The organism is Psychrobacter sp. SCQQ22, from assembly GCF_015864605.1.
In the GTDB taxonomy this organism is placed as follows: Bacteria; Pseudomonadota; Gammaproteobacteria; order Pseudomonadales; family Moraxellaceae; genus Psychrobacter; species Psychrobacter fozii.
Genome location: NZ_JADYWZ010000001.1, coordinates 403,972 through 417,175 on the forward strand (window position 1 = coordinate 403,972; position 13,204 = coordinate 417,175).

A 13,204-nucleotide genomic window follows, 5' to 3' on the forward strand; every position below is an offset into this window, starting at 1 on the left:
CATTAGTTTGGCTGTGTATTAGTATTTAGTCGTAATATCTCAAGATTACAGACATCAGCTCAAACTAGGATAATCTTGTACATGAGCACAAGGGCAGGTATTTTAATAAAAAATAGCAAGTAAGTCAATGAATTTGTTATATTAATCCATATTTATCATTAAGTTGCACAGTTTTTGTTGATATAGAGTCAGTTTATTAGACAGCATTAATGGTTTTAGTTAAATAAGAGTGACTATATAAGTGTGCTAGAGAGCATCATTATAAATAAAAAACCCTACTGTCTATAACGGTTTAGGTGGAGTTTATGCTATGATAATTCCCATATTATAGTAAGCCTATGAACCGTTTTGTGTGTATTTTATTGAGGATGTTTGAATGAAAAAGACAGTATTAAATACAGCGTTAAGCAGCGCATTTATCGTCGCTTTTAGCTTTGGTGTTAGCGCTTGTAGTGGCGGCGAAGAGCATGAAGAAGTAATGGCAGTAGATCGCGTTGAAGAAGCGGCTGCACTTGCGATTGAAAATGCACCGGAAGCTGAAGACATGAAGTTTCCAGAAACAGCACCGATGCCTGCGACTGATGCAACTGCTACGGAAGCTGATGGTACAGCCACTGCTGAAGCAGGAACGGCTGATACTGCTATGGCAGAAACAGCGACTGCAGCGGATAGCACCGATGCTGACGCAGCTGCCACTGACAGCGCCGAACCTGAAGCTGCTGCTGCCGCTGAATAAGTATTGATTCAATGGTCATTTGGGCTGCCAAGAGTGGTAAATAAGCTTTATAGGCAGCTACCAATATAAAATATAGTATAGAGGTGTGATCATGATGAATAAACGACAGCGCATAAACAAGTTTACCCTTTCTGTTATCGGTATTAGCGCATTATTAGCACTGAGTGCTTGTAGTGGTGATGATACGAGTACAGAAGAGGTATCTACTGCCAATGAACCTGCTGATACCACTGTAGCGGTCGCTGACACACCAGTGTCTGAGTCTGAAGTGACTGAGTCTGAAATTGCTACGCCTGAACCAGAGGTTGAATTAGAACCTGTTGAGGCGCCTGTTACTACGGAAGAGTCAGTAGCAGAAGTTGCTGCTGAGCCTGAAGTATTGGCTGCGGATGCAGGCGCTAAACTATATGAATCAAACTGTCATGTTTGTCATGCTGCAGGTTTGCTCGATGCACCAAAATATGGTGATAAAGCCGCATGGACAGCGCGCCTTACCAAAGGCAGAGATACGCTACACATGCACTCTGCGAAAGGCTTTAATAAAATGCCAGCGCAAGTCACTGATAAAGTAAGTGAAGCACAGGTTTATGCGGCTGTAGATTATATGATTGCAGCGGTTAGCTGATATTGACCATTGAAATTTGCTAAACTGACCGTCATTGTGACTGACAATGGCGGTTTTTTTGTGCACGTTTTTTCGCACATAAGCTAAGGCGAAAAACGCTGCAAAAGATGACACGCAGACAAAAGTATAAAGGTAAACGTATGAAAGTATTGGGCTTAGAGACCTCTTGTGATGAGACTGGTCTAGCGATTTTTGATAGTGAGCAAATAAATAGCGACAACCAAGGTTTGGTCGGGCAAGTACTGTACTCACAAATTGAGCTGCACGCCCTTTATGGCGGCGTCGTGCCTGAGCTTGCCAGTCGCGACCATATTCGCAAACTGGTGCCTTTGCTCAACGAGCTGTTAGATCAGTGTGATATGAAAAAAAGCGAGATTGACGCGATTGCTTATACCAAAGGGCCTGGACTCATTGGTGCGTTGATGACAGGCGCATTATTTGGGCGCAGCTTGGCGTATGGTTTAGAGATCCCAGCGATTGGCATTCATCATATGGAAGGACATCTGTTGGCACCGCTGATGGGTGCAAACCCTCCCGCATTTCCTTTTGTGTCATTGCTCGTTTCTGGTGGACATACTTTGCTCATTGCTGCACGTGGGGTTGGGCAATATGAGATATTGGGTGAGTCGATAGACGATGCGGCGGGTGAGTGCTTTGATAAAGCGGCTAAAATGCTAGATCTGCCTTATCCTGGTGGCCCTAATATCGCCAAACTGGCTGAGACAGGCAATCAAAACGCTTATAGTTTACCGAGACCGATGCTACATCGTGGTTTGGACTTCTCCTTTAGCGGTATGAAAACAGCCGTGCATAACCTTATCAAAGACACGCCACTGTCGGGTGGTTCAGGCAATAACTCTGATAGTAATCCGCAAGTTCGCGCTGATATCGCCGCCAGTTTTCAGCATGCAGTGGTCGATACATTAGTTAAGAAATGCGTCAAAGCACTCAAGCAAGCAGATATGAGTCGCCTAGTGATTGCAGGCGGCGTCAGTGCCAATACCCATCTGCGCGAGACGTTAGAAGCTGAACTGGCTAAGATAAACGCAACGGTTCACTATGCACCGCCTGCGCTATGTACCGATAATGGCGCGATGATTGCTTATGCAGGTTTTGAACGCTTGCAAGCTGGGCAGTCTGATGATTTGGCTGTTAGCTGTGTGCCACGTTGGCCGATGACAGAATTGCCTGCGGTATAAAGGTGCTATTGATGGGGCCTCATGTCCATGTTGATGCTCATGACAATTATCTAAAGTAAGGATGAGCTATGCAGTGGATTGCGATTGGTTTGGGCGCCGCATTTGGCGCATGTTTGCGAGGGTGGCTGGCGCGCTTTAATCCGCTGCATCATTGGATACCGCTTGGTACATTGGGCGCGAATGTCTTGGGTGGACTATTAATAGGGCTAGCTTTAGTATGGTTCGGAAGGATGGGTACTGGCTTATCTGATAACGTGAGACTATTCGTCATCACTGGATTTTTGGGCGGACTGACGACATTTAGCACTTTTAGCGCGGAGGTCTTTACCTTCGTCAATGATGGCCGTTTGCTGGCAGGATTGGCGCTCATCGGTTTACATGTTGGGTTAACATTACTGGCAACCGCGCTGGGGTTTTATTTCTTTAAGTTGGTTTTGTAGCCGTTGATAAATATTAATCGTTCAATGGTCTGTTATAGGTGGTTCCATGATAGCAGTCTAGTTTAAGTGGTTTATTAATAGGTTTAAAGGGCAAAATAACTGGTTCCCTTGGGGTATACTCAAATCAGGATTTAACGAGACTTAACTGTACGAAATAAGATGATTATGACGACATTGAAATTCATAGGTACTTTCATTCTAAGTGCTATAGGAATCTTAGTAACCGGATGTACAGAGCCAAAAAACCCAAATGAGCTAGTTACCGCTTATATACCAGCAGAAATATCAGATAAGGTATTTGTCGCCACTTTTCCACGTTGTAATAATAATAATGATGCTGGTGACTTTAATGAGTTTTCGACAAAACATTTGAGACTAAAATTTCAAGCGAAAACATTCTCAGGTAACCCCTCGAATAGTTATCACTGCCCTTCAGAAAAACTAGGTATGGTTTTTTATACAGACTTGAGACCACTTTACAGATTGATTGATTCAAATAAAACTGATGGTGAAATCGTTGAAAAAGTAGTTAGGGGTAAAGACTATTTTTATAATACTTTCCCCCCAGAGTCGCTAATAGAAAAAACGTTAAACATTGAGCGATTTTATGCCGACTCTACTCAAGAAATGTTAGTAATAGATGGTATGCCAAACCAGACTAGTCCACTGAAGCTAATGTTTACAACTTACGGAGAAGGAGGGTTAGGTAATTTTCATAACTATTACCGGTTATCAACCCTATTAGATGATGATTTCAAACTACAGTATAAAATTAGAATCATGAATGATGACTACAACCAAAGATTTAATCTAAGCGGCTACAATACGCAGTTTGCACAAGATTTCCAAAATATCATAGCGGTTAATGGTCGAGTGCTAGATCACCCCGAGATTATTCAAGGTTTTGTCGATAATAATGAGCGAGTCATAGAGTTTTTTAAAGCTCATAGACAGATTGTTACTAAAACCGAATTTAATAAGATCAACGATGCTGATCACACAATAGAATAGTTTTCGAGTAATGGCTTTGAGCCATATTAAACTCATTTACCATAACATTCGTTACGATATGAAAAAGTGACTAATATTTTATAACTATAAGAAAGTAATCAGTAATGAACCTACAACGGCTTCACTATCCCTTCCAATAAATTCGCAAACCCTTGCATATATGCTGTGTCTTGACTTGATGTGCGCGTCGCTGCATACAGCTGACAATGCACACCTGCACCCAACTTCCGCGAGACGACCCAGCCTTTTTTCTCATATTCCGCCACAACCCAATCAGGCAATGCAGCAACTCCGCGCTCACTAGCGACCAGCTGAATAAGCATCGCTGTCAGCTCTGTAGTACGCACATTCTCAAAGCTCACCTGTGCAGGCGTCATAAAGTTGGCGATAATATCGAGACGCTTGGCCTCTACTGGATAAGCAATTAAGGTTTCTTCAGTCAGATCATTGGGCTCAATAAATTCTTGCGCTGCCAAATCATGCGTGGGTGACAGTACCAAGCGACTCTCATACTCAAACAGCGGCTGATAGCTTATACCGTCTATGGGTAAATCACTGGTCGTAATCAATAAATCAATATCACCTTCCATGAGCAGATGATGCGGCTCAGGCTCAAACCCTGTGGCAAAGTCTAGCTCGACATCTGACCACTCACGGCGATAATGATTGAGTATCGGCATCAGCCAATCAAAACAACTGTGACACTCTGATGCTAGGCGTAATCTGCCCGCTTGACCATGCGCTAGACGCTTAAGGTTGGATTTAGTGCGGGTGACTTGTGGCATTATACTATCTGCCAACGCCAGTACTGTCTTGCCAGCGGGAGTAAAAGTGAGCGGGCGCGTACGACGATTGACCAAGCTGATATCGTAGTAATTCTCTAGCTCTTTCAACTGATGTGATACCGCTGAAGCCGTAACATGCAGCTCATCGGCAGCAGCAGCGAGTGAACCATGCGCCCGTAGCGCGGTTAGAGTATTGAGGTGACGGAGCTCTAGCATAAGGTAACCTAACCGCGAAGGTGAGAAAAATTCATTATAATAGATATAGCGCTGACTTTCATTCAAAGCTTGCTATTAATAAACAGTGCCAATAATAAGCAGTGCCAAACTAGCGATGTCAGATTGGCAGCGGTAAACTAGCGCCGACGTAATAGCAGCTGCGAGATGATAACCAATATTAAAGAAGCAGCCAGTAGCAATGTACCGATAGCGTTGACTTCTGGTTTGAGTCCTACCCGTACCATAGAGTAAATACGTAACGGTAAAATCTCATAGCTTGGACCTGTGACAAAGGTTGAAACCACCACATCATCCAATGACAACGTAAAGGCGAGTAACCAACCTGCCATCACCGCTGGTAAGATAACAGGAATGAGCACGGTACGTACCATCGTTGACTCATTTGCACCCAAGTCGCGTGCCGCCTCCATCAATTTCTCATCTAGACTGCTTAATCGTGCAAAGACAGTGATGACCACAAACGGTAGACAGAAGGTAATGTGTGCTAATAATAGCGAGACAAAGCCTAACTGCAGACCAATTAATAAGAATAACGCCAATAATGAGATGGCCAATACAATTTCAGGCGACATCATCAGTACGAATAGCAGCCCGTTTAGCAAGCCTTTACCACGGAAATTATAACGGTGTAGCGCTAGAGCAGTGAGCGTACCTATCAATGTTGAGACGGTCGCAGCAACCAACCCTAATACGATAGAATGCCAAAATGCATCTAGCATCGCTTGGTTATTAAACAGTGACTCGTACCACTTTAAGCTAAAGCCGCCCCAGTTGTAGCCAATTTTTGATTTGTTAAATGACATTACTACCAAAACAATAATAGGCAGATATAGCAAGGTATAAATTAGGCTGAGATAGCCTTTGGCTGCGATACTGCCAATTTTCGTTGTACGCGAATGAGACATTAGGCCACCTCACTGAAATCAGTTTTGCCAATGCGGCGACTACTGGCACGATAGGCCAGTAACAGCACGGCCATAGCGAGGGTCAATAATACGCTGGCTGCAGCCCCAAATGGCCAATCGCGCGCATCCAAAAACTGGTTTTTGATGATATTTCCCACCAGTAAATTGCGTGAACCACCTAAGATATCAGCAACGTAAAACATCCCCATTGCTGGCAGCAAGACTAAGAGCACCCCTGAGATAATGCCTGGTGTCGTCAATGGTAGTACGATATGCCAAAAAGTCTGTGTCTTGGATGCACCCAAATCTTGTGATGCCAGTAGCATGTCCTGACGCAAGTCAGTAAACACGGCATATAACGGCAATACCATAAATGGAAATAGTAAATACGTCAGACCAGCTATCACCGCACCTTGCGTATATAGGATATCGATAGGGGTATCGATAACACCTATCGCAAGCAGTGATTTATTAATCAAACCATTATTCGCAAACAGCAACTTGAGTGCATACGTACGCACCAGAGAGTTGGTCCAAAACGGCAGTATTAATAGCATCATCAGCAGTGGTTGCCAACGGGGTTTGGCTCTAGATATGAGCCATGCAAAAGGGTAGCCAAGTAATAAGCAGATGATGGTCGTGATGCCTGCCATCCATAACGAATGGATAAATACGCCGAAATAGAGCGGATCAATCATGCGTGCATAGCTGTCGATGCTGACGGGTAAGCTGATAAACGCACTGCTATCGCGGGTCAAAAAACTAACAGCGATGACCAAAATATTTGGCAGTAGCGCGAATATCAGTAACCAACCCCAAATGAGCCATAGCGTTGCGGTACGAAAAGGACTTTTGCTGCCTAAGCTGTGACCTGTCATTAACTGACATCCTTTTGTACGCTTGTATGGTCTCCACCTTTATTTGGCTCAGTAGAGTCTTCTGGCAATACCCATTCCCAGCCGTCTACCCATGAGACTTTGACAGCTTCATTTAGCTTATAATCAAAACTTGGGTCATCTTCGTCAAAGAATTCAGAGGCTTTAATAATATGGCCGTTTGCTAGCTCAATAATCGAGTCGAGCGTGCTGCCTTTGTAGTTACTTTCGATCACTCGGCCAAACAGTCCAACATGCTCGTTATCTTGTGGATCGTAAACTCTTAAGTCTTCTGGGCGCAGGAGTAAGTTTACGATGTCGCCGACTTGCACGTCATTGGCAAAATTAGGCCGACGTAAATTACGTAAGCTGGTTGGACCATCTTGAGCTTGTGCCTCGCAAACTTCTACTTCGATACGCCCATTGGTGACTTTACCATCACGATCTGGCTGATTGGGATAGACCCCTTTTACTTCTGCTTTAAATAGATTGGTCTCACCGATGAATTTGGCTGTGAACAAATTAGCAGGCGTTTCATAAATCTCGATAGGCGTGCCGATTTGCTGAAAGGTACCGTCTTTCATCACTGCGATACGGTCCGACATCGAGAGTGCTTCTTCTTGATCGTGGGTGACAAAGACAAAAGTGATGCCTAACTCACGTTGTAGGCGCTTAAGCTCAGACTGCATTTGCAAACGTAGTTTATGATCGAGCGCAGACAATGGCTCATCGAGTAACAGCAGTTTAGGACGATTAATCACGGCGCGTGCAATGGCAACACGCTGCTGTTGACCACCCGATAAATCTTGCGGTTTACGATTGGCCAAATGTTCTAGCTGTACCATCGCGAGCATCTCGCGTACCCGTGTCTTAATCTCATCTTTCGGTATTTTTTTGAGCTTAAGACCGTAAGCTACGTTTTGCGCGACGGTCATATGAGGAAACAACGCATACTGTTGAAACACTGTATTGACCGGACGCTTATCCGCAGGCAACCCTGCCATCTGTACACCATCTAAATGAATGGCACCAGCGTTTGGCTGCTCAAAGCCTGCAATCAAGCGTAGCAAGGTTGTCTTACCGCAGCCTGAAGGGCCAAGCAGTGTCAAAAACTCACCATGCTGGATATCGAGGTTGATGTCTTTTAATACTTCAGTTTGATCGTAGGTTTTTTTTAGACCAGTCAGTTGCAGCAGCACCTTATCATCATTAGGTGATGCAGAGGTTTTGTGCGTATCGGGCAGCGGGATGGTCATAATATTTTTCCTAAGCATCTAACATCGCAGTATGGCCATTCATTTAGGATACTGTGGTCAAAGTCATTTGGTGTGGGTGTAAGCTATGGGGATAGACTTAGTCTGGTTGCCACGTATTATAACAAACCCTTGATATAAATTAGTGCAAGTTAATCATAAGTTACGTGAGAGACAGTACTTGAGAGACAAAGGTATAGTCAATCCACTATAAAAGAGTGATAGCGTTAATCTCGCTTAAAGTATTACATATACATATACATCTGCACTCGGTCGCCTTGACTCTCTTTCAGATGGAATAAACTATAGGATAGGAAGGAGTTTTTATTATGAGCTTTTCAGTTCTAGTTTTTGGCAAACCTATTTAGGACATTTGGCAAGGGGGTTCATTTCTATGATTTGGGGCAGCTAGCAATAATTACGTCATATAGCGACATTAATACAAAGTTTTTTATCATTTTTTAGGTGGTATTCCTATACAATTACTCTGTGATAGACCAATATAACTGGCCTGTCAGTACCTAATAGTGACTAGTCAGTTATTTAGTCGATTTGTGTTTGAATATAGCCAGTGAAACATGACTTGGATACTAGAGATGTGAGCAAAATTACTACAGATAGTAGACTGAGTGAGCCTAATTCTAGATCCAATTTAAACAGCTTATAACTCTAATATTATTGATGATAAAGGATATCTTATGCCGAACAATACGCGCCCAAAAACAGGTCAAGAAGCCCTCGAGCTTTTGAAAGAAGGAAATGCACGCTACGTTGATAGCTTGAGCAATACTGATCCGATGATGCAAAGGCGTCCGGAGTTGGTCAAAGACCAAGACCCTTTGGCTATTATTTTGGGTTGTTCGGACGCACGTGTACCGGTTGAGATTGTATTTGATCAAGGCTTAGGTGATTTGTTTGTGATTCGAGTCGCTGGTAATGTAGTAGCACCATCACAGATTGGTTCGATTGAATTTGCGGCCGAAAAATTCGGTACCAAGCTGGTGGTCGTGCTTGGACATTCACATTGCGGTGCGGTTACGGCCTGCGTAGAAACCCTCATTAACCCTGAAACAAACTACTCGCCCAATTTGCAGTCCATCGTAGACCGCATCCGTCCAAGTGTTTATAACCTGCATGAATTGGCGACTGCTAATGGTCAAGACGTCGATGCCGACGAGCTAGTTGATCGCTCTATCCGTGCCAACGTACGTATGTCGGTTAGCCAACTGAAGCATGGCTCACGTGCACTAGAAGACTTGACCAATAGTGGTCAGTTGCTAGTCGTTGGTGCAGAGTATGATTTAGAGACAGGCAAGGTACGGTTCTTAGACAGCTAATAAATCATCTAAATCGGCCACATCAAATAAGCACTATTACAAAATCCTCTCAATCCTTTCGTGATTTTTTATTATGATAAGAGAGTCAAGCGGGTAAAAAGCCTTTACGCGCTTGTTTTTTTAACTCTATATTTTGTCAATATTAGGATAATCATGTCTATATCAAATAATGGCTCAGCCACCGATAATAATAACGAATCACTTATAGCCCAGCCTACTAGCAGCGTAAATACCGATGGTGTTCAGCCTATTTCAGGTCAGACGACTGGCTTTACGTTTAACCATACGATGCTACGGGTAAAAGATCCTGCCAAGTCCTTAGCGTTCTATACGGGCGTCCTTGGAATGACGTTGCTAGCAGTAAAAAAATTCCCTGACATGGGTTTTGATTTATACTTTTTGGCCAAGCTAACGGAGAGCGAGCGAGACAACCTGCCTGCTGGTGATGATTTAGAAATCTTTGCATTTCGTCAGCGCGGTATCTTAGAGTTGACTCATAACTACGGTACCGAAACCAAAGCTGATTTTAGCTATCATGATGGTAATCAAGATCCACAGGGTTTTGGTCATATTTGCTTTAGCGTGCCGAGTCTGGATGAAGCGGTGGCTTGGTTTGATAAAAATAACGTCGAATTCAAGAAGCGTCCAGAAGATGGCAGCATGAAAAATATCGCCTTTATCAAAGATGTAGATGGCTACTGGATTGAGATTGTACAAGCTGACTTGATGGGCTAAGTTTTAAGCGTTTGAAAGCTTTAAATATTTGATAAGTATTCGTTGCGAATACTTATCAGTAAAACTAATGATCAATATGACCAACCAAAGGAGTGACACCTAGATGCCAACCTCTGAGGCAGAAACGATAACAGGTACAGAGCCAACGACCGCTGCACTAACGTATCAAAGTATTATTGATTCTGCGAATGGCATATTTATTGGTTTTGTCGATCGTATTCCGTATTTTGTCGCTTCGATTATCGTTGTCCTGATTTTTTGGTTTCTGTCGATACTCTTCAAAAAAATCGTCTATAAAATATTAGGCAGTCGCAGACGGCATCAGAACTTGGTCAAAGTCTTTCAGCGAGTAGGTGGTGCTTTAATTATCTTCGTAGGCTTTATGATAGCCATGGTGATAGCTGTGCCGGAGTTCACCCCTGCCAAGCTAATCGGTGCACTCGGTATCGGTTCTGTCGCTATTGGTTTTGCGTTCAAAGATATTTTTCAAAATTTGCTGTCTGGTATTTTGCTACTCATCTCAGAGCCATTTCGTATCGGCGATCAGATTGTCTCAGGAGAGTATGAAGGTACGGTTGAAGACATTAAAATTCGTGCAACCACCATAAAAACCTACGATGGTCGGCAAGTCGTTATTCCAAACTCTGACTTATATACCTCAGCGTTGACGGTCAATACTGCCTATAAGCAGCGCCGGTTACAACTGGCAGTGGGTATTGGTTATGAAGATGATATCGAAGCGGCAAAAGCTGAGATTTTAAAAGCGTTAGATAGGGCAGATAGCGTATCAAAGAAAGCTGAGCCGAGCGTGATTGCGACAGGTTTTGGAGATTCAACGATAGATTTGATGGTACGTTGGTTTATTGAAGATGGCACGCAAGCCAATAAAGTTACCTCGATTCATCAAGTATTTGTAGAGATTAAACTCGCGCTAGATGCAGCAGGCGTAAATATTCCATTCCCAATTAGAACGATAGACTTGAGTGACTCATCAGTGATGACGATTGTCGATAATCTCAATGAGCAAAAAAACATCAATGTGGAAAAAGCAGCAGTAGAGTAATCAAGCTATCATTAATATACATAAACGCTAGTTCCCACAATAAAAAAACCGCCATATCAAATGATGTGGCGGTTTTTTCATGCTGATCTACTGACTATCAGTATAAAGATTTATTCATCTTTTGCTCTAAAGTCTGTATGGCATGACTTACAGCTCGCACCAACTTGACTGAATGCAGGCTTGATGTCATCCATGCTAGTAGCTGTTTGAGCGGCAGCACTTAGTTCAGCAGTAACTTTTTGGAAGTTATCAGCTTCTGCACGGAAACCATCAGCATTAGACCAAACAGCTTCAGTCGCATTACCCATATCTTCTTGGTTTTCGAAATGGCTCCACGGCATACTAGAATCTTCTGCTAAGAATGCCGCTTGTTCTTTAACAACATCAGCATCAAAGGTATCTGGTGCTTTGGCCATATCACCCATGACGCCCATTGCGTCGCCCCAGTTTTTCATGCTGTCTTGACGGGCTTGTATATCAGGGCTAGAGCTAGACTCAGTTGAAGTGCTACAGGCGGTTAGACCCAAGGCTGCTGCCATTAAGGTGATACCGAAGATAGATTTCAATGATTTGTTAGAATGAACCTGTGCCATATAGATTACTCCTTTAAATTTGGCTAATAGTATGCGTATTTGCAGACGGTGGCTTTGATACTGTGGTCAAAATCAACTCATAATTACCTGAAAGTATGTCCGCTTATCAGTGATTTTTTAGAAATTTAATCTGTATTGTAACCATTATTTGCGTAGCTATGGTTAAAATAGTTGTTATATCATCGTAATATTCAAAGTGATGATGATTATCTAAACCATATCATTGAGTTGACTGACATGCGATACATCGTGGTTTCAATCAACCATATTGAGTTCAAATAAATGGCAGTTTATATCGCTGTGAAGGTGATAAGCCCCATATGATAAAGGTCAGCTATAGCAGCTGACCTTTATTTAAATCCACTAGACAATAATCTAGTAGACATTGCTCACCTTTATTATATTCACATAAGCTATAGAGTCAACCACTCACGTGGCTTTAGGTAAACGTCAGTCAACTCAAACTCCGGTGAGCCTTCAGTAGGCTCAAAACGATAATGCCAACTCGCCAGTGGTGGCATACTTACTAAGATAGACTCGATACGACCATTGCTCTGTAGTCCAAATAGCGTGCCGCGATCGTAGACCAAGTTGTACTCAACATAGCGGCCACGACGATACAGCTGAAATTCACGCTGCTGTTCAGTAAAAGGCGTGTCTTTACGCTGCTCAAAGATAGGTGTGATACCGTCAAGATAGCCGTTACCCACTGCCTTCATAAAGTTAAAACAGGTCTCAAAGTCCCAACCACGACTCTCAGTATTGACATCATCATAGAATAAGCCGCCGATACCGCGCTGCTCGTTGCGATGACGTAGGTGAAAGTACTCATCACACCATTGCTTAAAGTCAGGATAGACGGTATCACCAAACGGTGCGCACAGATCGTGGCAGACTTGATGCCAGTGGATGCAGTCAGCCAGTACTGGGTAAAATGGTGTCAAATCAAACCCACCCCCAAACCACCAAATCGGCGCTTCGCCCTCAGCTTCAGCAACGAACAAACGAACATTGGCATGGCTAGTAGGGACGTTCGGGTTTTTGGGATGCACAACCAGTGACACGCCCATGGCTTGAGCTTTGCGGCCAGCGATATCGGGATGGCGCGCTGTTGCTGACGCTGGCAGGTTGTGTACATGAATATGGCTAAACATCACGCCTGCTTTTTCAATCACCTCGCCATCTGCTAGTACGCACGAGCGACCACCGCCACCTTCTGGGCGCTCCCAGTCATCAGGGACGAAGGTTGCATTGCCGCCACCATCGCGCTCTTGCGCTTCTAGTGCTTGGCAGATACGCGCCTGCAAATCGACTAAAAACTCACGCACTCGTGTGATGTCATTATTGGTCGGTGTTACCACTGACTCTGACAGGTCTGACTTATTATCTATATTTGGAATACTCATAAAA

Annotated in this window: 14 protein-coding genes; 8 read left to right on the forward strand and 6 right to left on the reverse strand. The window is 43.5% G+C overall.

Features of this window, described 5'->3' with window-relative positions:
- Positions 1-376: 376 nt before the first annotated feature.
- The 5 genes from I6E84_RS01720 to I6E84_RS01740 all read left to right on the forward strand — a co-directional run bounded on the left by I6E84_RS01720 (position 377) and on the right by I6E84_RS01740 (position 4,011).
- Positions 377-736: a hypothetical protein gene (locus tag I6E84_RS01720; RefSeq protein ID WP_197215724.1), complete on the forward strand. Its 360-nt coding sequence runs from the start codon at positions 377-379 to the stop codon at positions 734-736.
- A gap of 91 nt (positions 737-827) precedes the next feature.
- Positions 828-1,361: a c-type cytochrome gene (locus I6E84_RS01725; protein ID WP_197215725.1), complete on the forward strand. Its 534-nt coding sequence runs from the start codon at positions 828-830 to the stop codon at positions 1,359-1,361.
- Between the two features lie 140 nt (positions 1,362-1,501).
- A complete protein-coding gene (gene tsaD, locus I6E84_RS01730; RefSeq protein ID WP_197215726.1) occupies positions 1,502-2,560 on the forward strand; it encodes a tRNA (adenosine(37)-N6)-threonylcarbamoyltransferase complex transferase subunit TsaD in 1,059 nt (352 codons plus the stop codon).
- Positions 2,561-2,628: 68 nt separating this feature from the next.
- Positions 2,629-3,000: a CrcB family protein gene (locus tag I6E84_RS01735; protein ID WP_025651934.1), complete on the forward strand. Its 372-nt coding sequence runs from the start codon at positions 2,629-2,631 to the stop codon at positions 2,998-3,000.
- A 165-nt stretch (positions 3,001-3,165) separates the two neighbouring features.
- A complete protein-coding gene (locus tag I6E84_RS01740; protein WP_197215727.1) occupies positions 3,166-4,011 on the forward strand; it encodes a hypothetical protein in 846 nt (281 codons plus the stop codon).
- Positions 4,012-4,121: 110 nt separating this feature from the next.
- Here I6E84_RS01740 and I6E84_RS01745 read toward each other — a convergent pair whose 3' ends face one another.
- The 4 genes from I6E84_RS01745 to potA all read right to left on the reverse strand — a co-directional run bounded on the left by I6E84_RS01745 (position 4,122) and on the right by potA (position 8,069).
- Complete coding sequence (locus I6E84_RS01745; RefSeq protein ID WP_197215728.1) at positions 4,122-5,012, reverse strand: LysR family transcriptional regulator; 891 nt, start codon at positions 5,010-5,012, stop codon at positions 4,122-4,124.
- Between the two features lie 137 nt (positions 5,013-5,149).
- Positions 5,150-5,938: a spermidine/putrescine ABC transporter permease PotC gene (potC, locus tag I6E84_RS01750; RefSeq protein ID WP_197215729.1), complete on the reverse strand. Its 789-nt coding sequence runs from the start codon at positions 5,936-5,938 to the stop codon at positions 5,150-5,152.
- Positions 5,938-6,816: a spermidine/putrescine ABC transporter permease PotB gene (gene potB / locus I6E84_RS01755; RefSeq protein WP_197215731.1), complete on the reverse strand. Its 879-nt coding sequence runs from the start codon at positions 6,814-6,816 to the stop codon at positions 5,938-5,940. Before potB ends, potC begins: the two co-directional genes overlap by 1 nt.
- Positions 6,816-8,069, reverse strand: coding sequence for a spermidine/putrescine ABC transporter ATP-binding protein PotA (gene potA, locus I6E84_RS01760; RefSeq protein WP_197215733.1), 1,254 nt, complete (start codon positions 8,067-8,069; stop codon positions 6,816-6,818). Before potA ends, potB begins: the two co-directional genes overlap by 1 nt.
- 695 nt (positions 8,070-8,764) lie before the next feature.
- On the opposite strand from potA, the gene I6E84_RS01765 reads away from it, so the two are divergent.
- From I6E84_RS01765 to I6E84_RS01775, 3 genes are all read left to right on the forward strand, one after another.
- Entirely contained in the window at positions 8,765-9,403 is a 639-nt protein-coding gene (locus I6E84_RS01765; protein ID WP_110921876.1) for a carbonic anhydrase, read from the forward strand.
- 153 nt (positions 9,404-9,556) lie between these two features.
- Complete coding sequence (gene gloA, locus I6E84_RS01770) at positions 9,557-10,138, forward strand: lactoylglutathione lyase (RefSeq protein WP_197215736.1); 582 nt, start codon at positions 9,557-9,559, stop codon at positions 10,136-10,138.
- 103 nt (positions 10,139-10,241) lie between these two features.
- Entirely contained in the window at positions 10,242-11,201 is a 960-nt protein-coding gene (locus I6E84_RS01775) for a mechanosensitive ion channel family protein (protein WP_197215738.1), read from the forward strand.
- Positions 11,202-11,311: 110 nt separating this feature from the next.
- Here the strand turns inward: I6E84_RS01775 and I6E84_RS01780 are convergent, their stop codons facing one another.
- Positions 11,312-11,794, reverse strand: coding sequence for a c-type cytochrome (locus I6E84_RS01780; protein ID WP_197215739.1), 483 nt, complete (start codon positions 11,792-11,794; stop codon positions 11,312-11,314).
- 413 nt (positions 11,795-12,207) lie between these two features.
- Entirely contained in the window at positions 12,208-13,200 is a 993-nt protein-coding gene (gene hemF, locus I6E84_RS01785) for an oxygen-dependent coproporphyrinogen oxidase (protein WP_227681262.1), read from the reverse strand.
- Positions 13,201-13,204: the final 4 nt, after the last annotated feature.